The sequence below is a fragment of the Rubinisphaera margarita genome, assembly GCF_022267515.1.
Taxonomy (GTDB): Bacteria; Planctomycetota; Planctomycetia; order Planctomycetales; family Planctomycetaceae; genus Rubinisphaera; species Rubinisphaera margarita.
This window is the reverse complement of the sequence record NZ_JAKFGB010000021.1, coordinates 121,751-143,685: the sequence shown is the minus strand read 5'-3', so window position 1 is coordinate 143,685 and position 21,935 is coordinate 121,751. Positions and strand designations below refer to the sequence as shown.

Here is a 21,935-nt window from a genome sequence, read left to right as displayed (position 1 = left end):
TGCGTTTCAGTTCACTTTCCCCACGTCCACATCACCCAGAGCACCAGCATTCCGCGCAGGCTCCAGGCGAAAGTCCGAATCCAGTTCGTTGAGATCAATCGACGATGTACTTCGGCATCAAAGCCAGTCGCGAGTCTTTCATGGCAGGGCACCTGAAGGAAGAATGTCGAGAACCAGATGACACCGAGCAGAAAGATTCCGGCCCAGACCAGAGAAAGCGGCATGCCGTTTGGACGGTACCAGAACAACAGAAACGCTGCCGCCAGTTCAAGCAGCATCGGCGGGACGACCACCCAGGTGGTCAATGTCATATGCCGGTGCTCGTAGGTGGAAAACACCGAATTCCCAACGGTTCCCATGAGCGGGTAATGCACGATCTGCACGAACCAGATCAATCCCGTCATGTAGAACGTGGATGCGACATGAACCAGAAAGACTATGCGGACTAGAACTTCGTTCATGAATTCAGATCTTCCAGAACCGCCTCGGCTGACCGGCGTCCTGAGACCATGGCACCTTGAATCGAGGCGTTATCCCGGTGGTCCCCGCAGACGTAGAGATTGGGCTTCCAGCGAACTGGACGCTGAGGTTCTGCCAGAGCCGGCGAGAACTGGCGCGGCAACGCGTAAGGAAGTCGGTAAGTCCTCAGATGACGCCAGTCATTCACGACCTTTCCGAACCATCCGGAAAGGTGTTCCCGCACATCGGCCACAATTTTGTTTTCGTCCCCAGAACCTTCCAATACGGTCGCTGATACGAGGCTTTGTCCCTCAGGACCATAAGAAGGTGCTACGTTGGTCGGAACGCAGAGGTTATTCACCGGACCTGCCCCTTCGCCATTCAAAATCAGAATCGATTTGTCGGTCGGTGGATGCGGTGTGCCAAAATACAGGCAGGTCACGCTTTGGCCTGGACCGGACAGGTCCTCGTTAAGGAGTTGACCAGCCGCTGGCCCATCCGTGGCAACGACAACCGTGCGGCAATCGAGCTCTTCTCCGGAGTCGAGAGTCACCCTTCCCTGCTCGACTTCCGCCACCCGGGCAGATAAACGCACGCACCCTTCCGGCAGGGCCGCAGCGAGTTGCCTGGGAATCGCCTCCATGCCGGCTGCGGGGAGAGTTGCGGCTCCCAGCGAAAACATTCGAAAGATGAAGGAGAACATCCGGCTGGATGTATTGAGAGTAGGATCCAGAAAGATTCCCGCCAGGAATGGACGGAAGAAACGCTCGATCATCTCTTTGGAGAAACCTGCTTCCTTTAGCGATTCGAGCGTCGTGGTCTCAGGATCATGAAAGCGATCCTCAATCGACCCCTGCGTGACTCGGGAACGAACGCTGGCAACTCGCATTTTGTCCGCTAATGATCCGATCGGCGAGAACACTGATCTCAATGCTCCGAGAGGGCGACGCCACGGATCAGTCAATTCGTGGAACTTGCCACCAAAACGAACCGACGCCCCTGGAAGAAAAGGTTTCAGATCTAGAGAGGGGTAGTCAAGGACACGCTGTGCTTCCGGATAACTCGTCAGAAACACCTGAAAGCCACGATCCAGACGAAAGCCATCGACCAGGTCGGTACGTACGCGACCTCCGACGCCGTCAGACGCTTCGACAATCAACACACTGACGCCCTCCTCGTGCAGACGACGCGCACAGCACAGCCCGGCGAGCCCAGCCCCAATAATGACCACATCATGCCCCATTCGCATCTCTCCTGTACTCGAACGATTCCGTCAAAGACGTCTACTCCGAAGAGTTCCGACTGCCGATCATCGATTCTGATCGTGCGGTTTGACACAGCGCGTGGCTATAAACGTGAGCATGAATTGAGACAGCGGATCCCCCTCGGTCTCCGGGTATTTGTCTTCGTAGAACCCGTTCATTACAAATCCCGCCTCGAGCTGTCCGCCAATCTGGTCCTCCAGAGTGTGTCCATGCTCAAGTGGAATTTCAGCGTCAATCAGTCGCTTCAATTCCGATGACGGAAGACTGTGGATATCTGAATAGGGCAGCGAGTAGCGGACCTCGAGATTGCCATTCTCTTTCCGTTCGTCGTCGAAGATATAACGGACCGGATTCGTAAACCCGGCCATTATCACTCCGCCCGCTCTCAGAACCCGAAAGCACTCCCGCCAGACTGGCTTGACGTTCGGAACAAATGCGTTGGCACAGGGATGTACGATCAGCTCGAACGACTCGTCCGCGAAGTTCGACAAGTCCGACATGTCGCCTACGACAAGTTCGAGTCGCAGCCCTTCACGCTCAGCCACATACCGATCCTGCGCCAGCTGACCAGGCGAGTTATCAAGAACAGTAACTGTCGCACCGGCAGCGGCGAGAACAGGGGCCTGTTGTCCGCCAGCCCCAGCGAGACACAGCGTCGGAGTCTCCCTTAGATTGGGGAACCAGTGTTCGGGAACCGGGCGCGTCGGCGTGAGTAGAATCTCAAAGAGACCACGCCGGGCCCGATCGATAATCGCGGCACTGACTGGCTGCGTCCAGCGATTCTTGACCGCAACCAGCCGATTCCACGCATTGCGATTGTGATCGCGAATGTCCATGATGGAACTGCACCTCAGTGTCAGAAAACGTTCAACACATGATCAAGGTCGCTGTACTGTAGACGCCTGACTCGAAGAGACAATCCCGCTTCTGATCGATGGTATCAAGCACACTGCCAACCATCGAACCAGCAGAACGCTTATCCGGTCGTCCTCAATCCTGAAGCAATCCCCTGGATGGAGAGTCGCACCAGTTGAGTCAGTTCGTCGTTCTCGACGTCGTTGGCCCGGATTCGTTCCAGCAAAATAATCTGAGCGATATTCAGCGGATCCACATAGGGGTTTCTGCTGCGTACGGAGGTCTTGAGCCAATCGATATCGGCGAGAAGTTCGGGACTGTCCTTGACCATGAGCACGGCACCTCGACTCAGTTCGAACTCAGCCGAAATCATGTCCCACACCTCTGAACCACTCTCTTTCGGTGCCAGGGAGGCATACTCCCGTGCAATCTCCATATCGGCTTTGGTAAGTGCGAGTTCGGCATTGTCGATGAGCGCACGAAACACGGGCCACTGCACATACATCGCTCGGATGTGCGACCAGGTCGATTCGTCCGCGTCGACAAATTCTCGAATGGCCGTTCCCATCCCGTACCATGCGGGCAGAAGATGCCGCGACTGGGTCCAGGCGAACGTCCACGGAATCGCGCGAAGATCGCTCAGGGCGCGCTGCTGTCCCCGTCTTCGGGAAGGACGCGAACCGATTGGCAGCGTTTCGATCTCGCTGATCGGCGTCGCATGATCGAAGTAGCTCAGAAACCCCGGGTGCTCAATCAACTCCCGATACTTCTTCAACGAAGCGACCGAGAGCCGGTCCATGATCGTCGACCAAATCGGATCCGGCGTTTCTTTCGTCCCCGCGCTGACCATCAGTGTGGCGTTGAGGACCTGCTCGAGATGACGATGGGCGATGACGGGATCATCGTACCGTTCGGAGAGAACCTCTCCCTGGTCGGTAACCCGCAGGCGACCTCCCACGGCGTTCTGAGGGAGCGAGCGAATCGCACGAGCGGCCGGACCGCCGCCACGTCCCAGTGCGCCGCCGCGACCATGGAAGATCGTCAGCTGAATATGATGCTTCTCCGCCGTTTCGGCGAGCTGAGCCTGCCCCTGATGAAGTTCCCAGCACGCGGTCAGATAGCCCCCGTCTTTCGTGCTGTCCGAATAGCCGACCATCACGATCTGCTGCTTCTGCCCCGTCTCCGTCAGATACTGTCGATACTGCTCGTCCGTCATCAGCTCATCGAGAATCGAAGCGGAGTTCCGAAGATCGTCGATCGTCTCAAACAAGGGGATGATCGGAAGTGCCGGAACATCTTTGTCGTCTCCGTGGCACTGTCGCCAGGCGGTTTGCCACAACCAGAGGACGGTCAGCACATCGGCGGCGGAATGCGTCATACTGATGATATAGCCGCCAATCGCCTCGTGACCCCACGAGTCGTACGCTTCGGCAAGCAGCATGAACGTGCGAAAGACTTCTGCGGCTTCTTCCCCCAGCCTGCCTGCATCGATCGTCGCCGGCTGACCCTGCGGTTCGCTGATCCCCTGCAGTGCCAGAACTTCTTCGAGGCAGTTTCGATGCGTGACCGAATTCTGCCGCACATCGAGAGCAGCAAAGTGAAACCCGAATGTCTGAACAAGGTCGATCCACGGCTGCAGATACTGATGGGCGATTCTCTCTCCGCGGTTCTCCGCAATGCTTTCTCGAAGCTGCCGGAGTTCTTCGCGGAACTCATCGACCGATTCATAAGCTCCCGCAGCCAGAGAATCGGATTCAATCGATTCCAGGGTCATCCCAAGCCGATACTGAAGCATCCCGAGATACCGGCGATAAGTTTCCGATTTCGAGATGGCCGCAATCGCGTCCTGTAGCGCCGGCCATTGTTCGCAGCAACTGTCGAGCTTTGCTCGCAACCCGGGAGCGGAGGGAATCAGCTGGTCAGACATCACAATCTGATTCCGTAGATCGCGGCAGACTTCCAGATGACCTTCGAGGGCGGCTCGGCGAAGTCGACCGAAGGTCTGCCGAGTGATGTCCGCGGTCACGAACGGGTGCCCGTCGCGGTCCCCACCGATCCAGCTGCCGAACGACAGAAACCGGGGGATCTCGAAATGATGGTTGGGATAGGAATCGCGAAGAGCACCTCTCAGCTCCTGGTACACTCGAGGGACTACATCCCATAGTGTCGAGGCGAAGTACAAACCCCGGCTCACTTCGCTCATTACCGGAGGCCGCTCCGGACGAATCAGATCGCTCTGCCAGAGCACCGTGAGATCGGCCACGATCTCGGGTTCCACATCGACCGGAGCATCGGCGCCGATCTCCGGCAGGAGCTGACGGATCCGACGCAGGAGCTGGCGCGTGGTCCGCCGTTTCGCCTCAGACGGGTGTGCGGTGAAGACCGGCTCAATCTTCAGGCGGTCAAGCCACCGTTGCATCTCAGAAGCAGACAGCCCCTGTTCGGCAAGCTCCGAAACCGCGGCGGCAATCGACTCTCCGCGAGGCACCCTTTGGCTTCGAGACTGATGGTCCCGTTCGTTGAGGACTTCAATCCGGGTCCGCTCCTCGGCTGCATTCGCGAGATCGAAGAACAGACTCAACCATCGGATCACGGCCCGCAGTTCATCGCTCTCAAGAGTCTTCAAGGTCTCCACCAGCCGCCCTTCGGCATCGGGCAACCCGGCTCGACGCTCGATGGCCAGTCGTCGAATGGTCTGCATGGTATCGGCCAGTGATTCACCGACCTGTTCGCGAACCACCAGATCAAGCAGTTCCACGAGATAATTGAGTGTTTTGTCGCTCCGAAGTGTCGTCATCGATTCATCATCCAATCCGGCCTGACTCGAGCGTCGCGAGTCGGGCAACCGTCCAATATTCCAGTCGAAGTTCTGGCAGTGTAAGTGATGCCACAGGAATCGCCAGTTTCGACTTCGCAACTTCGAGACAATTCAAGCGGGGTTCGTGCCGATACTGAACCTCGATCACGTATCGGCAGCTCCGTCAGCTCCGCATCTCTTCCGAAATTCGCGCAGTCGTCGACTGCTGCGTCGGAGGAGTCGCAGCCACCTGAACATCGATGCGGGCCAGACCTAGGGTTTCCCCGGTTCATCGGCGTGCAACTGCATTCGCCGCTGAACCTCGACGACGTGTTCGTCATGCGACATGAGGTAATCCTGCTGATCCCGCCACGCCGCGGCACGATCGTCGATCGCTTTACGGAACGCAGGATCCTGACTGATCGCTGTCCGCTGCTGCTGCCGAGTGGCATTGATCTCCTCATCGGTCACGAACAACTCCGGGTACGCGTTTTCCAGCTGTTCCTGGGTCAGTCGTTGCTGCTCGACCAGGCCCACATAGCGAGCGTCATTCAAGAAGCGAATGCGTACTCGTTCGAGTTCCCGCTTTCGACGACTGTCCGGAAGCACTGCGATCTGGGGCTCCTGCTCGATCAGGAAGGCCTCTAGCGCTCGTGTGGCAGCATAGGTCGCAAAGAGCAGTTTCTTGTACTGAGGATCCTCTTCAAGCAGCGTTCGCCGTCGGTCGGCGATTTCCTGCCGAATCTCTTTGTGCGACCGAAAGACGGTCGGAAAGGAAACCTTGTTCTGTTCGTCAAGGTCGTGGACTCGTTGAACCAGAATTCGGTATTCGCTGTCGGTCTGATACAGCCGGTCATGAGCGTTCGTCGATGCGATTCGAAGCTGTTCTTCCAAAGATCGCTGCACTGGATGCTGATCGACGAGAGATTCGATCCGCCGCAGGTTGTCGACGAAACGGGGATGCTTTCCGACGGTTAAGAGCTGCACATTGTCAAAGGCCGCCCGAGAGTCGTCGACCTGGAAAGCAAAGTAGTCCCGAGTCTTCTCAATGACGGGATGCCTGGCGTACGCCACGTGAGTAGGATCAACATGAGCGACGATCTGGTCGCCGATGAACTCGATTGTCATCGTGTACCAGCGGTCCGGTGCGAAATCGTACGCACACTCGCCATGCCAGTGCTGGAAGTAGGGGCCGCTCTTGTCCTGTCCGGTTTCGATCCGAAAGTGATCGGGTTGAATGCGAATAATGCTGTTGTACGAACCTTCGCTGCCAGAAATGAATCGGATGTCCTCCGCTTCCTGAAACTGAAAGTCGAAGCGAACCATCCCATCTCCATACTGGAGATTTTTCGCGAAGATGCGAGTCGTCTCCGACCCGGTCGATCCGCGCTGCAAGCGCCCTTCCGTCGCCTCCCAGTCGCCATTGAAGAACCAGTTCGAACGGACCTGTCCCGTCGAGAAGTGGTCGGCGAAAACCAGCTCCTTCGGTTTCACCAGCAGTGGTGGCGAGGGCATCCGAGCGTTAATCGATTCTCGCCACTCCGCCAGACGCGTTTTCAGTTCCGCAGCGATCTCGGGATGCTTTGAAGCGACATCGTTCTGCTCCGACGGATCGGTCGCCAGCGAATACAGTTCGATGATTCCGGAATCGAAAAATTCGATGAGCTTCCAGTCGCCGTGTCGAATCGCCCCTGAAGATCGGCCGCCCAGAAAATGCGGTTCATCGAGCGGGTAGTGCCAGAACAGCGACTCTCGATCTGCACCGACGTCAGGATCTTTCCACGACGCGAGCAGCGATTCTCCGTCCAGAATCTGCGAAGGATCGGCTCCGATATCGATCACTTCCAACAGGGTCGGATAGAAATCCACATTGCTCGTCGGCAGGCTGCACAACGATCCGGCTGGCGTCCCTCCCGGCCAGAAAACAATGAGCGGAACGCGAATCCCTCCTTCGTACAGCTGACTCTTCCCTCCTGAAAGGGGCGCGTTCGACGTGACATTGGTTTCACCACCATTGTCGCTCGTGAAGATCACGATAGTGTTGTCATCGAGCCCCAGCTCGGCAAGTTTGCCTCGAATCTTGCCAATGCCGTCGTCGATGCTTTCCAGCATAGCCGCCAGATGCGGATTGTGGTCCCCGGCCCAATGATTCAACGCATCACCGGACAGTCCCTGATCCCGGCAAAGATAGCATTGCTCTCGTGTACTTTTCCCGGGAGGAGACTTCCGACGGTACTTCTCAACGAGTTCCGGCTTTCCATTGAGAATGGAATGCGTCGCATAGTGGCTGAGATAAAGGAAAAAGGGACGTTGACTGTTCCGCTCAATGAAATCAACGGCTTCGAGATTCATTCGGTCAACAAGGAACTCGTGCTCGCCCAGTCGGTTCTCCGGAAGGTCGAGCCAGCGAAGACTCTGATCACGAAAGACATACGGCCAGAAGTTCGCACCGTTTCCCACGCCCTTCACTTCTCGGGCCATGTCCCAGTCGAACCCATGTGCCCGGGGCTTGACCTCAAACTCGGCCCCGTGATGCTCGTAGCCTGTCAGATGCCATTTTCCGATCATGCCCGTCTGGTAGCCGTGACGCTGCAGCACCTCGGGCAACGTCACATGATCGGTGGACAACGCGTTGGCCGAATTTGGCCGCAGGTAGTCAATGATTCCGAGACGTGCTGGATATTGTCCGGTCAGCAACGCCGCCCGATAGGGTGAGCACACAGGAGCGGACGCATAAGCCTGCGAAAACCGCATCCCGTCGCTCGCCAGCCGGTCCAGATGCGGCGTTTCGTTGAACTCGTTTCCGTAACACCCGAGTTCACTCCAACCAAGGTCGTCGGCCAGAATGAAGATGATGTTCGGTCTGTCAGTCTTCGCAAAGAGATCGGAGCCGACCAGGAACAGAACCGCGGCGACAAAGGCGAGCATTCGAGACATGGCGGATCCAGTTGCGGACAGAGTAACCAGCGGCGTCAGAGACGTCTGATTCTATCCCGCCAGGACTCGAAACGCGACCAGTTCAACTTCCGGAGATCCGTCTCCGGACGGTTACTCACTTCGCCAGACATGTGATCGTCCAGCAAGGTGACTAATTCGCAGAAGAGACGAACAAAGATTCAATGTCTTCGAGGATCAGGTAGAGGCAGGGTACGAGAACCAGAATGATACCCGTGGAGAACAGAATGCCGAAACCGAGCGAGATGGCCATGGGAATGATGTACTGCGCCTGCAGAGATGTCTCGAAAATCAGAGGAACGAGCCCGCCGAAAGTGGTCAGCGTCGTCAGCATGATCGGGCGGAAACGTCGCACCCCGGCTTGAGAGATCGCTTCACGCGCCGAGCATTCTCCCCGGCGGCGGTTGGCGTAATCGATCATGATCAATGAATCGTTGATCACAACCCCGGACAGTGCAATCACTCCCATCAGGCTGACCAGAGACAGGTCGTACCCCAGCAGAATGTGACCGATCACGGCTCCGACGATGCCAAAAGGAATCGCGACCAGCACAACCAGCGGTTGGACATACCGGCGGAACGCGATCGCGAGCAGTGCGTAGATCACGAAGAGTGCCAGCCCGAACGACCCCCAGAGCGATGCGGTTGCTTCACGCATCTCGGCATTGCTGCCTTCGAACGTCCATGTGATGCCGGGATAGTCGTCTCGGAGCTGCGGCAGCACCTCGTTCTGCAGTGCGGTAATCACCTGGGTGACTGCTCGCTTCGGCTCCACGTCCATCGAGACATTGACCACACGCCGTCCGTTACGGCGACCGATACTGGTAAACGCTTCCGTCTTGACGACCTCGGCTACATCGAGCAGCGGGACTTCCTGGCCGCTCGGCGTCTGGATCACGAGGTCTTCCAGATTGTGAACGTCCTCACGCTGCTCTTCTGGAAGTTTGACGCGGACTTCAATTTCGTTGGTGCCGCGAAGCAATCGCAGCGCGAGCGATCCGAAAAAGGCCCCACGCAGCTGTTCGCCCAGATCCTCGTCGGTCAACCCGAGCGCCTTACCTTCCGGTCGCAGTCGATAGTCGTACTGCGATTTGCCTTTGTTGTAATTGTCGCTCACGTCCCGGGTGTTGGAGAACGCTTCCATCCGTTCGGCGAATGCTTGAGACGCTTTGCCAAGAATATCGACATCGCTGTGACTGAGGTCGATGCTGATGTCCTGACGGTAACCGCCTGGCCCGCTCTCGGCTTCGAAGGTGATCTGATCGACCCCGGGCAAATCGCCGATCGAGTCCCGCCAGAGAGCGATCACTTCATTGGCGGTCATGTCCCGTTCATCGGGCGGTCTGAGCACAATTTCAACGTCGATGAAGTTCTGTCCGCGGACATTCGTTTTGATGCCCTCCGCGACTTCATGCAGATTGTGTTCTTCGAACATTCGCAGACTGGCCTGGGTGATCACTTCGGCGATTCTGGCCGACTGATCCCGAGTCGTCCCGACAGGCATGCGGACGCCGGCTTCGATTTCATCAGCCGACACTTCGGGCATGAGAATCATTCCCATGTGAGCACTCGTGGCGTAGCCGCCAATGACCACGAACAGGGCTAGAGCGATTGATGCGGTGATGTAGCGAAAATGCAGGCACGCCGAAAGGACCGGTTGATAGATCAACTCGACCAGCCGACTGAAGCCACGGCTGAACGCCTGCTGGTAACCGTGCAGCCAGGAGCCCACTCCCTTCCGTCGACCGGCATCACGGGCGTGCGCCAGATGGGACGGAAGAATGAACAGCGACTCCACCAGCGAGACTGCCAGGACGACGATCACGACGACAGGGAGCGGGTACCAGAACTTGCCGGTCTCGCCCGGAATGAACAGCAACGGCACGAACGCGACGATATTCGTCAGCACGCTGAATGTTACCGGACCAGCCACGTCACGCGTGCCAGTCACAGCAGCGGCGTTGTGATCCTTCTTTGTCTGCCGTTCTTCGTAGACATTCTCACCGACGACGACGGCGTCATCGACCACGATTCCCAGTACGACAAGAAAGCCGAACAGGGAAATCATGTTGATGGAGATATCGACCAGGGGCAGCAACAGAATCCCGCCGATGAACGAAACGACCATGCCCATCATCACCCAGAACGCGAGTCTGAACTCGAGAAACAGAGCAAGAATCACCAGAACGATGACGACCGCCATGACGCCGTTCTCGATGACGAGATTCAGCCGTCGCCGAAATTCTTCGGCGTTGTTACTGTCGATCCGCCACGTAACGCCGGGCGGCAGCGAGCTCTCGAAATCGGCCATGATCTCTTCGACTGCGGTCGCAATCTCAATAGGCGATTGAGAGCCCACCCGATAAATGTTGAGCTCGACCGAGGGAGTCTTGCTGAACTGGGAATGGAACCCGATCTCTTCGAAACCATCGCGGATCGTGGCGATATCGCCCAGCGTAACGACCTGCCCATCGCGGGCGGTCACGATTTCGATCTCGGCGAATTCCCGTGCCCATTGCTTACGGGCTTTCACCCGCAGCAGAATCTCGCCGGCCGTCGTTTGGACTGAACCGGCTGCGACATCCTGACTATTCGACCGGATAATCGCTGCCACGCGCGGCAAAGTCAGGCCGTATTGTCGGAGTGTCTGCCGCGGGATCTCGATATGGGTGACATACTCTGGGACGCGGCCCAGCTCGACCTGCGTGATCTGCTCGTGAGAAGTCATCTGATCGCGCAACTGCTCGGCCATCTGGCGCAGCGTCCAGACATCGACATCGCCGTACAGCCCGACCTCGATCACTTCCTGTTGCCGGGATTGCAGACTGACCTCGGGTTGTTCGATCTGATCGGGAAACGTACGAATTCGACTGACCGCCTGATCGATATCCTGAAACGCCTTCATACGGTCCTGACCGGCGACCAGTTCGATCAGCACTTCGCCGCGTCCCTCTCGCGCTTCGCTGGTAATTTCACGAATGCCTTCGACGCCACGAACCGCCTCTTCAATGGGGCGGAGAATCCCCTGTTCAACCTCTGAGGGAGCGGCACCGGGATAGCCGACGTTGACTTCCACGACATCCAGCTGGAACTGCGGGAAGACTTCTTTCTGGATGGAATACGCCGACCAGATCCCTCCGCCGAGCAGAATCACCATGAGGAGATTCGCGGCGATCGAGTTTCTCGCCATCCAGGCGATTGGGCCGCGAAGCTCGTGGGCGGCATCTGAATCCGAAGTCACTCGACCGTTTCCTCGCTGGCGGTTTCGGGGGACTCCGGCGGGGCGTCAGGTTTTCGCAGACGAATCCCTTCGGCAACGGTCGCCAGATTGGTCATCACGATTTCTTCTCCGCCATCCAGCCCCGCTGTAATATAGGCGAATAGAGCGTCCCGATAGGCGATCTCGACTTCGCGAATCTCGAGCTGACCCTCCTTCAAAATCCAGACCGTGTCGTTGTCGCGAACATACTCACGTTCGACGCGCACAACATCCTCGAGCGGACGCCCCTGGATCTCGGTTTCCATCAGTGTATCGAGGATGAGCGCGGGCACATCCTCTTCGCGTCCCAGCGGGTCGGGAACCGTAATCAGAACCCGCGCCAGTCGTGTCTGCTCATCGAGCGTGCCAATGAGCCGGGCGACTTCCGCTTTCCGCTCGACCCCCGGGGGCCAGGTATCGGGATTCCGGAGGGTCACTGGAGAGCTTTGACCATCCACGTCGGGAAATTGAATCCAGCGAAGGCTTCGCATCGGGACCGAGGCCATGATCCAGTACTCGTCCACCCCCACGAGTTGAGCCAGTTCGTCGCCGGGGGAAACCTGCGAGCCAACATTCACCGAACGACTTAGAATCTGTGCATCGAACGGGGCTGTAATGTCGGTCCTGTCGAGGTCGATCTGTGCCCGTTCCATCTCCGCTTTGGCTGCGGCGAGCTCGGCACGAATCGAAGCGATCTGGGGCTCACGCAATACGAGCGAGCGATTCAGATCTTTAATCGTGTCCTGGAGCAGTTCCAGTTCCTGCTGGGCAAGAAGCTGACGCCCCTCCTCAATCTGCAGAGAGGCTTCGACCTGATCGAGCTCGCTCTTTCTGATCGAGAGTGCATTGCGGAAGTCGGTCGGATCAATCCGCATCAGAGGATCGCCGACATTCACCATTCCGCCCGGGACGAACTTCGGAGAAAGAGACGTGACCTGTCCGCTGACGCGCGGGCTGAGCACAATCTCCTGGGCCGGCTCCACCGTTCCCAGCACAGAAATCGTGGGAGAATACGTCCCTCGCTCCGCAACGACAGTCTCAACCAGCGCCGCGGATTTCCGCGTCGCCTTTGTCTGCCTGGCCGTCGGCTCGGTGTTGTTGATCACCACGATTGCCCCGGCTGCCGCCCCGAGAATGCAGGCACATGCGAAAACAGAGCCCACAATCCGAAGCCACATTCGTTTGGGTTTCCGGTTGGAAACTTCAGCCATCGGTCGGACTTTCCACAGGACATGCCTCAGGCGGCAGGTAGTTATGAGGATCGATGCGTCCCGCCAGCGCCAAATAGAGTTGGACGCGATTCAGGATCAACGCCAGTCTGGCAGCTAAATTTTCACGCTGCAAGCGTTGTTCTGTCTGAGTGGCACTTAGCAGGTCGAGGTAGTCGACGTCGAAAACCGAGTACTGCTTGCTGAGCTGTTCCGAGGCCAGTCGCGCGTTCTTCAACTGCGATTCGAGCAGTTCGATCCGTTGCAGCAGATATCGCTCTTCAGAGAGTGCATCTTCGACTTCGCGAAACGCATTCACGACCGTCTGCTCGTATTCGTCCAACCGTTGTCGGACCACTGCGTTGTTTCTCTGAACCTCAGCCCGCCGTTCGCCGCCATCGATCAGCGGTCCGATCAGCTGGGCACTCAACGAGACGATCCATTCCTTGAAGAGGAACTCTGCACTCTCAGTCGTCGATACGACCGTTGCCGTCAAATTGAGACGTGGATACTGACGGGTGATTGCCGATGCGAGATCACGATCGGCGGCCTGAACGGCGAAGAAGGCACTGCGAACATCAGGTCGACGTTGCACGAGTTCAGCCGGCAATCCGGTCTTCGGCAACGGAGGGAGCCCCGGTAAGGTCTCTCCGACATCGTAGATCGCTTTCTGTGCAGGCCGCCCCTGCAGAACAGCGAGCCGGTGCTCCAGCACTTTGATGCGGGCCAGCGCCACAACTTCCTGTTCCCGCGTCGAATCGACCAGCTGCCGCTGCCGCAAAACATCGGGACTGCGAATCAGACCGATGCGAAATCGGTATTCCTGATTCGCCAGGGCCAGACTGTTGGCCAGAGTCTGCTGTTGCAGCAATGCATACTCGGCGTGCGATTGAATCAGAGAAAAATAGGTCGCCGCGACTTCCGCCGATAGTGCCAGAGCGATCGCGTCGTAATCTTCCCGAGTCGCATCGGCGCGAAAACGCTGGGCCTCGACGCGGGACTCGATCTCGCCCCACAGGTCGACCTGATAGGCCATATTGGTCCCAAAGATGAATTCGCCTGAGTCCGGGCCATCCGTTTGGATGAGGCCATCGAATCCGGTGAAGTAGTTGACATCCGGAAAGAAATCGGAGGCTTCCCGACGGGCCACGAAGCGGGCCGCCTGAAAGCGGTGCAGTGCCGCATCGAGGGAGTAGTTTCCGCTGAGCGATGCCTCCACCTGATGGTCCAGATTCTCGTCGCCGAATTCCCTCCACCAGCGATCCGAGGGCAGAGCCTCCCCGCTCTCAGAGAAATAATCGGGCGGAGCGTGAAACGCGACAACGACCTCACGCCGCGCGCAACCGCAGATCAACGTCTGCAGTAGCATCAGCAGCGAAATACATCGCTGGATTCGGGTTGAATCTCGGAACGGCATTGGCGGGAAGACTTACTCAGGTGGGGAACGTGGTGCGTTCTCTGAAGCGAGGCCGCTCCAGTGTAATGGAGCGGGCCACTACCACCAAATTCTGTTGTACTTCCGCACAGCGTGCACTTTTTGCAAGCTCGGCACGACAAAGCAGGGAGATCATCCGCAGCGGGTACGACCTCGCGGGTTCTGCTCACGGAGTACGGTACCAGCGGTTCCAGCTGGAAACCTGCCAGATCGGTTCGAAATTCTGGTAGCACTCAAAGCCGGGTGACTGCTACTATCCACGTCGTTCGGTCGGAAGCCGGCCATGTCCCGGATGCCACCGAACGTGGAAAGGTCCCCCCCTGATTACGAAAGCGGGACTCTTCTTTGCGTTACTCGGATGCCAGAACGGCAATGAGAAGCAGGAGTTCGGACTGATTGGTCAATTGGGAGATTGCTCGTCCGTCAAACCAGCAATCCCACGTTTCGCAGCGGGGAGTGTCGACTTTTCGCAGCCGAACGATCACTCCGTGTTCCGCTGAGAGCATTTCGAGCTCCCACCAGCATCCGTCGTTGGGACATCCGTGATTAATGAAGCCGAGACTGCGAAGGAACGTGGGGCTAATCGGAATCTGGACTTCGCTGATCATCAAGGCCCCCAAGTATGTGAACGTTAGAATTGTTCTCAGTGCGAAGTGCACCCGTGAGGGAATTCTGGAGGGGAAGCCGTTAACATCAAGATGTACGGACTAAGGAATCAGAGAATACTGAGGTTGTCCCGAGGGAATGCCCAGTGCGTCTCAACGCGGATCGACTATTATATCGGAAGGCGCGGGCTGTATTACGTCCTCGGCGGACAAGCCGCCCTTCCATTCCGGGCGTGAATACCAGTCACACCATCCACTGCAAACGTGAGGAATTCGATCACTGTCGGTAAATATTAATCATCCTGAAGCGTTGCCTCGCGAATTGTCGTCGGAACCTCGCTCGCTTTTGTCTCGTCTCATTACTCTCACGGCCATTTTAGTCCCCTTCGCGGGCGTCATTCTGGCCGCCACCTCTGCTTGGGGTGCAGGGTTTCAATGGGTCGAGCTGGGGCTGCTGCTGGGAATGTACGTGGTGACCGTACTTGGAATCACCATCGGCTTCCATCGACTCTTCGTTCATCGGTCGTTTGAAACACATCGCTGGATGAAAGTTCTCTGGGTCATTCTTGGCTCGATGGCTGTCCAGGGATCTCTTTTTCACTGGGCCGCCCGGCACCGTCGTCATCACCAACACGCCGATACGCCCGAAGACCCGCATTCCCCCCAATATGGTGGAGACGGCATGGGGGGCTTCTGCAAAGGCTTCTGGCACGCCCACATCGGCTGGCTCTTCGCTCCCAACCCGCCCCGCCTGGAACGGTACATTAAGGATCTCACATCCAGCCGGACCCTGCAGGTGACAAGCAATCTCTTTTTCCTATGGGTCCTCATTGGCCTGTTGATCCCGGCTCTGATCGGTGGTGCATTGAACCAGAGCTGGAGCGGATTCTGGGCAGGCTTCCTCTGGGGCGGACTGGTACGAATCTTTCTTGTTCACCACGTGACCTGGAGCGTGAATTCGGCCTGCCATCTCTGGGGGCGGCAAACCTTCAAGAGTGACGACGAGAGTCGCAACAACTTTCTGTTTGGAATGCTCGCTCTGGGAGAAGGCTGGCACAACACGCACCATGCCTTTCCAACATCGGCCCGACATGGACTCCGGTGGTGGGAATTCGATGCGAGTTACTGCGTCATCCGGACAATGGAACTTGTCGGCTTCGCCTGGAACGTTCAGATCCCCTCCCGCGAGATGCAGATGAAAAAACGCCGGGTTCAAAGGCAATCCGACGAACTGGCGGTGTAAGCGTTCCCAGCCACTCCTCGCAAGGGATCAACGGCGATCATCTTCGCCGGTAATGAATGAACAACCGCCCGAGAGTCGGCGAGTTCTGTTCCCAATCGCGCCGCCACAGTGAGAGAACTCGGGTGGGGCATGTACAGGAAGAGGAACTCCAAGAGGAACGAGTAATGGGCGAGTATGCATTTCCAGCCCAAGTTGCCGAGGAACTCCTTGCCGAATGGAACTCGTCCGCATCTTCTCCTTGCTCCTCGCTGCCAGACAAAGCGACCTTGCTGCAGCTATTAGAAACCTGCTACCACGCTTCGTTGCGAACGACAGAGCTTCGTACCACGCAGTGCGTCCTGGCATACGTCTCCGCAGAGAAGTTTGATTCAATGTCACTGCTACGGTTTGAGCAGCCGGCTTTGCTCACGGCGAGCGAACTGGTGCGACTGGCGCCAGTGACCGAGCTCCACCGAACCCTGATCGGCTGCCATCGGATCTCCGGTCACCTTAAGGTCTGGGGCCTGTGTGCAAGCACATCCGCCGCACAGGAGATCAGGGGAAGAATCTCGTCGACATTCTCGCGACGAGACGAGCTTCCCGCTGATTGCCTGACGATTTCCATCGAGGCTCCAGGCGCGTTAACCGTCGTACGAGGTGGACGAGAGCTTGCCCGACTTCGAGATGGGAAGATTATAGCGGCGAATGAACATCCTTTTCGTAGGGCCGAAGAGCCACTCGGACGATTCTTTCTGAAGATCGTCGATTGCATTCTGGAGGCCACCTCAACTCCTGCTCCGGCGGAGACGCTGAAGCTTGGACCAAACGGGCTGTTGGAGGTCTGCTTTCTGACCATCGCCGGTATTCTCGAGCGAATTCGGGTCGAACGACATGGAGGCAGTATCGTTCTGGCCCTGTCTTCTCTTCAGGGTGAACTCGCCTACCGAACGTACCGGGTCCTCGAACACACCGCTCTCAGCGGACAGATTCTCGCTCATTGTCAATCCTGGGAGAGCTTTCGGACCGTTGCGGATCTCCAGATGACGGACCCGAGTGAGCTCGACAAATTCCGGGCGGAAGCGGAGATCAGACTCACGAGCGAACGCCTGGTTCGCGGCGTGGACCGCTTAAGCCTGCTAGCAGCCATCGACGGCGCTGTCCTTCTCGACGGCAGTCTGCGACTCGAGGCGTTCGGCGTCAGGTTCCCCTTGCTCCTTACTCCGGGAACTTCGATTGTCGATGCGCGCACCGGGCTGTCATATCCGTGTGATGAGTGGGGGCTCCGGCATCAGTCGATTTTCTCAGTTTGCAATCATTCAGACGATTCGATGGGCTTCGTTGTTTCCCAGGATGGAAGCGTGAAAGCCGTGAAATCAGTCGACGGGTGCTTGACGTTCTGGGATGGGATACTGGATTAGATCGGCCTCACACAAGCGGGAAGAAGGTCTGCACTGCGATGTCTGTCATCTGACGACGACGGGTCCCGTGGGCATTTCTTTCGAATTGCCGGCATTGCTCATAGCCATGGCGACTTGCGAGGAGTAACATTGCTATTGGAGCAATGTTAATCGCTCCTCATCGCAAATGCCCTCAGCCGTAGAATCCCGGCAGATCCTGATTTGACGGGCTCCGCTTCTTCAGAAAAGGCCGATGCGATGGAAGCCTTCATTGCTTCCTCAGCATCGGCCTTTTCCTGTGCACACTGCCATGAACGCTCTAAGACGATGGAGAAAGCGAGCTCCATCAGCAACACGATGAAACGGGTCTGCCCCGTCGTTCTTCCGGGAATTCGCCGCGCTCTACTGTCAACTCGACAGTCGGCCATCCTCATCGTCGATGTGGCCAACTCTCCCGCTCGACATCCGGTTTGATGCGAGTCCGTCGCAGCGAAGCGGAGTTCAATGGACGCCAGAGGTATCTCTCTGAATTCGTCCCGCACGTCGTTACAAGGCAAATGAAGGAGTGAGTGACCATGGAAGAGTTCAATCGCACAGACGAGTTTCTGGCCATGCTGGGCCATGAGATGAAAAGTTCATTGTCTGCCCTGACCGGTGCCCTGCGGCTGTGGTCTAAAGACGACGCCGGGGTCATGGATGACCTGCGACACATCATGGAACGTCAGGTCCGTCAACTGACACGACTCAGCGACGATCTTCTGGACACCGCACGAATTGCGCGGGGAGAACTCGATCTGCGCCGCGAGCCGCTTTCGCTTCAGCCAGTCATTCGAGAGGTTTGCAACGAGATTCGGCCTCTCATTGATCAATGCGGACGCACGTTAGCGGTCAACATGCCTGAGACACCAATCGTAATTGAGGGCGATGAAGCCCGTCTGAGGCAGGTGTTCTCAAACTTGCTCCACGATGCGATCTCGTTCACTGAGCAGGACGGCGAGCTTGAGATCTCGCTCGAACCGGAAGCGGACAAGGTCGTTGTGCGAATCCGCGACAACCCTCGCGGGATGAACGAAGAATCGCACAGGACTCTGATTGGAGCAGGTCGTCGAGCGAATTCCTCTACGACATCAGACGGCGACCAGGGGATCGGCATGACACTCGCCAAGGCCATTGTTGAACCCCATGGGGGCTCAGTCAGCGTCCAGAACGCGGGCCCCGGGCATGGTCGTGAGTTTAGCGTGATGTTGCCGCGGACAAATACGCTCCCGATAGAACAGGAGGCGCCTCGCCATCCGGAGACCATTGACATCGTTTCTTCGCAGACTGGAACCGTCCGGAACGGTCACCGGCAGACAACCTGAATCTCAGCCGCACGTCGAAGAGCATAAACACCGGCTCTGGACGGGATCGCTGGCGTAAACAAGAACCTCATCGAGCCAAGAAGCCACGAGGAACCGACTGAGGTTCCTCCCGAGGCGGAGGTTCAAACCGGAAGTGACATCATTATGGAAGTCCCATTGCTACTGCTAATCTCCGCGGCACTCCTTCTTGGAGTGCTGGGACTGCTGAGCAGTTATCTCTCTCTCTGGCTGCAGGCCTACGTCTCGGGCGTATACATTGGTCTGTTTCCCCTGGTTTGGATGTCGCTGAGACACGTGAATCCGAAAACGGTCGTGCGTGTTAAAATCATGGCCGCTCAGGCGGGACTGGCTGATATCCCGCTCGACGAACTCGAAGCTCAATACCTGGCGGGGGGAGATATTCACCGAGTGACACTGGCCCTGATTACCGCCAATCGCGCTCGGATCAGCCTCGACTGGAAGACCGCCGCGGCCATCGATCTTGCTGGTCGCGATATCCTTGAAGCGGTGCAGGTCAGTGTGACTCCGAAACTCATCTACTGCCCCGCTCGCGGCATCGAGGAGCTCAAGACGCTCGACGGAGTGGCCAAAGACGGGATTCAGCTTAAAGTCCAGGCAGTGGTGACGGTGCGAACAAACCTCATCCAGTTGATTGGCGGGGCCACGGAGTCGACCGTGATCGCACGTGTGGGACAGGGAATCGTTTCGGCAATCGGCTCCTGCGACACCTACCGTCAGGCGTTGGCGGACCCGGCGGTCATCACGCGTCAGGTACTGGCGAAAGGACTCGACTCACAGACGTCGTTCGCCATCGTATCAATCGATATTGCCCGGATTGAAGTCGGTGAGAACCTCGGGGCGAAGCTGAGGCTCATTCAAGCGACGACCGACATTCGCATCGCCCAGGCAGTCGCAGAGAAACGCCGAGCCATGGCCATCGCCCGGCAACAGGAAATGGTTACTCTGACGAAAGAGAACGGAGCCAGACTCGTCCTCGCCGAGGCTCAAATCCCTCCTGCAGTCTCCGAAGCATTTCGTGTCGGTCCGTTCCGGCACGCTACCCGACGAACTCGTGCCGAGCACCGTGTCCTCGCAACCAGAGGACTGCGAAAACGCGGATCACTCCGACGTGGTCCTTCCGTCGTGCCGGCTGAGTTGTCCGAGCAGATCGAGCTCTGGGAATCTGAAGGCGGAACGCTCTACGGAAAATCCGTGCGACACATTGCTCCAGCGGACAGGCTATAGCGAATGAGTACGGTCGATCGAATGCTACTCCATGTCGTCAAGATTCAGACACTGGGAGCCGGACAATGTCTGACCACCGCCACCGGCTTCTTCTATCAACAGGATGGCTACCTGTATCTGATCACGGCTCGGCACGTAGTCGATGATCCGGCCCAGGGGCACTGCCCCGATCAATTGGGAGTTTCGCTCCACGTCGATGCCGAAAATCTTTCCCAGACGCAACTGCTGTCGATTCCGCTGTATGTCGCGGGAGTTCGGCAGTGGTATCAGCACCCTTCGAGTGACGCGGACCTCGCTGCCGTCACGATTAATGATCCCCATATTCTCAGCAATTTCGCCGTCTTCCCGTTTCGTCGGGCCGACATTGTCAGTCGAGACACTCAGGTGCCGCTGGGTCAGGACGCACTGATTCTGGGCTTTCCACTCGGCTTTCAGGACACCGTGCACAACCTGCCCATCGTCCGCAGGGCCTTGATCGCCAGTTCATTCTCGCATCCTTTCAAGAACCAGCCGTATTTCCTGACGGACGCCCGCCTCCATCGCGGAATGAGCGGGTCGCCTGTAATCGCCCGGATTGCCGGCGACTCTCGAAGTTCGGAAACGCCCGGTTCCGACTGGCGTCTCCTGGGCGTTCACACATCGGCTCTGGACGTCTCCAACCGGGATCCGGTTCAGGATGATCGACTGGCGTTGAACACATCCTGGTACGCCACGTTGATCTCCGAAATGCTTCCACGCCGATCTCCCGCGAACGTGAGCAAGTCCTCCAGACGTGGCTCAAATCAGAGCCAGTGACTTCTTCCGGACAAGCGGTCGGCATGTAGTGCTCGCAGAGTCGTGATCAAACTCGCATCAAAACTCGCCGAGAACCGCTCCGTCCTGCTTCCGGCAGAGATTGACCAACGTTGTGTAATCAACGTTCTCGGAAAGGCTTCGGGTGGATCCGTCAGCCAGCATGACGTTGATCGTGCCTTGATGAAAGCTGTAGGGCGAGAACATATTGTCAACATTGATGAAGTTCCGGCAGCCATCGCATCCGCGAGAAGTTCCGTCGGCTGACCAGTTGTAGATTCCTACTCCGTTGTTCCCGGCCCAGGGACCGTGCTGATAGAACTGTGCGTTGGTCGGAGTCCCCTGCTTCTTGCCGAGCTTCCAGTGCTCCGGCTTGCCAGCCATCTCGAACAACAGAATCGTATTGCTGGAACCATCGGTGATATCCCGCAGTTTCGATCCGGTTTCATTCATCACGCCGACATCGGACTCCCAGATGTGCAGTCCGGCACCGTCCAGATGATGAACCCCGCGAACCCCGAAGTAGTCAGACGCCGCCCCGGTTTCTGGCGGGAGAAGGGAAACATCCGTCGTCCAGCCGACATTCCAGCCGGAGTAAATCGGAGTGATCCGTTCTCCTGGAGCGGAGGGACAGATGAAGAGGGGCACGACCGTATTCACGGCTTCCTGATTAGCGGGATCATCGAAGCCGTAGGTTTGATCGTAGATATCGCTCAGATTCGAGCCTTCCACGAACGGCAGGACCATTGCGAGGAAGCCGGTGACGACCTTCGTTGCGGATCCCGTCGAGTCGTTCCCGTCGTAAACAACGCGTCCCGGCGGGAACGTGACATAGGTCGAATGATAGTTGTGGCAGGCCAGCCCAACCTGGCGAAGATTGTTCTTGCATTGAGTGCGACGAGCCGCCTCTCGCGCCTGCTGAACGGCGGGGAGAAGCAGGGCCACCAGAATGGCGATGATCGCGATTACAACAAGAAGTTCAATGAGTGTGAACGCAGCGCGGCGGGGAGAATGGATCTGCTTCATAGCCATCGGCTTTCCGTGATTGCTCAGGAGGGACTCGATCAGAGGGGGACGCAA

At 57.5% G+C, this 21,935-nt stretch carries 15 protein-coding genes; 5 read left to right on the top strand and 10 right to left on the bottom strand.

From position 1 onward, the window contains the following. Positions 1–11 precede the first annotated feature (11 nt). The 9 genes from L1A08_RS20435 to L1A08_RS20395 form a co-directional block, all read right to left on the bottom strand. The gene (locus L1A08_RS20435) at positions 12–461 is read right to left on the bottom strand and encodes a hypothetical protein (RefSeq protein ID WP_238758394.1); all 450 of its coding nucleotides are present in this window, start codon (positions 459–461) and stop codon (positions 12–14) included. After that, entirely contained in the window at positions 458–1,702 is a 1,245-nt protein-coding gene (locus L1A08_RS20430; RefSeq protein ID WP_238758393.1) for an NAD(P)/FAD-dependent oxidoreductase, read from the bottom strand. The genes L1A08_RS20435 and L1A08_RS20430 overlap by 4 nt, the downstream gene beginning before the upstream one ends. Before the next feature lie 66 nt (positions 1,703–1,768). Further along, positions 1,769–2,560, bottom strand: a complete 792-nt coding sequence (locus L1A08_RS20425) for a class I SAM-dependent methyltransferase (RefSeq protein WP_238758392.1) — start codon at positions 2,558–2,560, stop codon at positions 1,769–1,771. A gap of 140 nt (positions 2,561–2,700) precedes the next feature. Beyond that, positions 2,701–5,376 (bottom strand): phosphoenolpyruvate carboxylase, encoded by a 2,676-nt coding sequence (locus tag L1A08_RS20420; protein ID WP_238758391.1) that lies wholly within the window; start codon positions 5,374–5,376, stop codon positions 2,701–2,703. 273 nt (positions 5,377–5,649) lie between these two features. Continuing rightward, positions 5,650–8,313 carry a sulfatase-like hydrolase/transferase gene (locus L1A08_RS20415; protein ID WP_238758390.1) on the bottom strand — a complete coding sequence of 888 codons (2,664 nt, stop codon included), beginning with the start codon at positions 8,311–8,313 and terminating at the stop codon, positions 5,650–5,652. A 151-nt stretch (positions 8,314–8,464) separates the two neighbouring features. Beyond that, a complete protein-coding gene (locus L1A08_RS20410; RefSeq protein ID WP_261363003.1) occupies positions 8,465–11,521 on the bottom strand; it encodes an efflux RND transporter permease subunit in 3,057 nt (1,018 codons plus the stop codon). Positions 11,522–11,568: 47 nt separating this feature from the next. Further along, the gene (locus L1A08_RS20405) at positions 11,569–12,768 is read right to left on the bottom strand and encodes an efflux RND transporter periplasmic adaptor subunit (protein ID WP_238758388.1); all 1,200 of its coding nucleotides are present in this window, start codon (positions 12,766–12,768) and stop codon (positions 11,569–11,571) included. 25 nt (positions 12,769–12,793) lie between these two features. After that, entirely contained in the window at positions 12,794–14,167 is a 1,374-nt protein-coding gene (locus L1A08_RS20400; protein ID WP_238758387.1) for a TolC family protein, read from the bottom strand. A 416-nt stretch (positions 14,168–14,583) separates the two neighbouring features. Further along, entirely contained in the window at positions 14,584–14,841 is a 258-nt protein-coding gene (locus tag L1A08_RS20395) for a hypothetical protein (protein ID WP_238758386.1), read from the bottom strand. Between the two features lie 343 nt (positions 14,842–15,184). Here L1A08_RS20395 and L1A08_RS20390 point away from each other — a divergent pair, with 343 nt between their 5' ends. From L1A08_RS20390 to L1A08_RS20370, 5 genes are all read left to right on the top strand, one after another. Then, on the top strand, positions 15,185–16,081 hold the full coding sequence (locus L1A08_RS20390; protein ID WP_238758385.1) for an acyl-CoA desaturase: 897 nt from the start codon (positions 15,185–15,187) through the stop codon (positions 16,079–16,081). A 56-nt stretch (positions 16,082–16,137) separates the two neighbouring features. After that, positions 16,138–17,478, top strand: a complete 1,341-nt coding sequence (locus L1A08_RS20385; protein WP_390896933.1) for a putative sensor domain DACNV-containing protein — start codon at positions 16,138–16,140, stop codon at positions 17,476–17,478. 554 nt (positions 17,479–18,032) lie between these two features. Further along, on the top strand, positions 18,033–18,818 hold the full coding sequence (locus L1A08_RS20380; protein ID WP_238758383.1) for a sensor histidine kinase: 786 nt from the start codon (positions 18,033–18,035) through the stop codon (positions 18,816–18,818). A 144-nt stretch (positions 18,819–18,962) separates the two neighbouring features. Further along, positions 18,963–20,063 (top strand): flotillin-like FloA family protein, encoded by a 1,101-nt coding sequence (locus L1A08_RS20375; RefSeq protein WP_238758382.1) that lies wholly within the window; start codon positions 18,963–18,965, stop codon positions 20,061–20,063. A 3-nt stretch (positions 20,064–20,066) separates the two neighbouring features. Next, positions 20,067–20,858 carry a S1 family peptidase gene (locus L1A08_RS20370; RefSeq protein WP_238758381.1) on the top strand — a complete coding sequence of 264 codons (792 nt, stop codon included), beginning with the start codon at positions 20,067–20,069 and terminating at the stop codon, positions 20,856–20,858. Positions 20,859–20,915: 57 nt separating this feature from the next. Here L1A08_RS20370 and L1A08_RS20365 read toward each other — a convergent pair whose 3' ends face one another. Then, positions 20,916–21,887, bottom strand: coding sequence for a DUF1559 domain-containing protein (locus L1A08_RS20365; RefSeq protein ID WP_238758380.1), 972 nt, complete (start codon positions 21,885–21,887; stop codon positions 20,916–20,918). Positions 21,888–21,935: the final 48 nt, after the last annotated feature.

Bases quoted from the DNA above. Each gene is read 5' to 3' on its own strand.
- L1A08_RS20415 (WP_238758390.1), bottom strand. From the start codon at position 8,313: ATGTCTCGAATGCTCGCCTTTGTCGCCGCGGTTCTGTTCCTGGTCGGC.
- L1A08_RS20425 (WP_238758392.1), bottom strand. From the start codon at position 2,560: ATGGACATTCGCGATCACAATCGCAATGCGTGGAATCGGCTGGTTGCG.
- L1A08_RS20405 (WP_238758388.1), bottom strand. From the start codon at position 12,768: ATGTGGCTTCGGATTGTGGGCTCTGTTTTCGCATGTGCCTGCATTCTC.
- L1A08_RS20395 (WP_238758386.1), bottom strand. From the start codon at position 14,841: ATGATCAGCGAAGTCCAGATTCCGATTAGCCCCACGTTCCTTCGCAGT.
- L1A08_RS20435 (WP_238758394.1), bottom strand. From the start codon at position 461: ATGAACGAAGTTCTAGTCCGCATAGTCTTTCTGGTTCATGTCGCATCC.
- L1A08_RS20400 (WP_238758387.1), bottom strand. From the start codon at position 14,167: ATGCTACTGCAGACGTTGATCTGCGGTTGCGCGCGGCGTGAGGTCGTT.
- L1A08_RS20375 (WP_238758382.1), top strand. From the start codon at position 18,963: ATGGAAGTCCCATTGCTACTGCTAATCTCCGCGGCACTCCTTCTTGGA.
- L1A08_RS20365 (WP_238758380.1), bottom strand. From the start codon at position 21,887: ATGGCTATGAAGCAGATCCATTCTCCCCGCCGCGCTGCGTTCACACTC.
- L1A08_RS20430 (WP_238758393.1), bottom strand. From the start codon at position 1,702: ATGGGGCATGATGTGGTCATTATTGGGGCTGGGCTCGCCGGGCTGTGC.
- L1A08_RS20410 (WP_261363003.1), bottom strand. From the start codon at position 11,521: ATGGCGAGAAACTCGATCGCCGCGAATCTCCTCATGGTGATTCTGCTC.
- L1A08_RS20385 (WP_390896933.1), top strand. From the start codon at position 16,138: ATGAACAACCGCCCGAGAGTCGGCGAGTTCTGTTCCCAATCGCGCCGC.
- L1A08_RS20420 (WP_238758391.1), bottom strand. From the start codon at position 5,376: ATGACGACACTTCGGAGCGACAAAACACTCAATTATCTCGTGGAACTG.
- L1A08_RS20370 (WP_238758381.1), top strand. From the start codon at position 20,067: ATGAGTACGGTCGATCGAATGCTACTCCATGTCGTCAAGATTCAGACA.
- L1A08_RS20380 (WP_238758383.1), top strand. From the start codon at position 18,033: ATGGAAGAGTTCAATCGCACAGACGAGTTTCTGGCCATGCTGGGCCAT.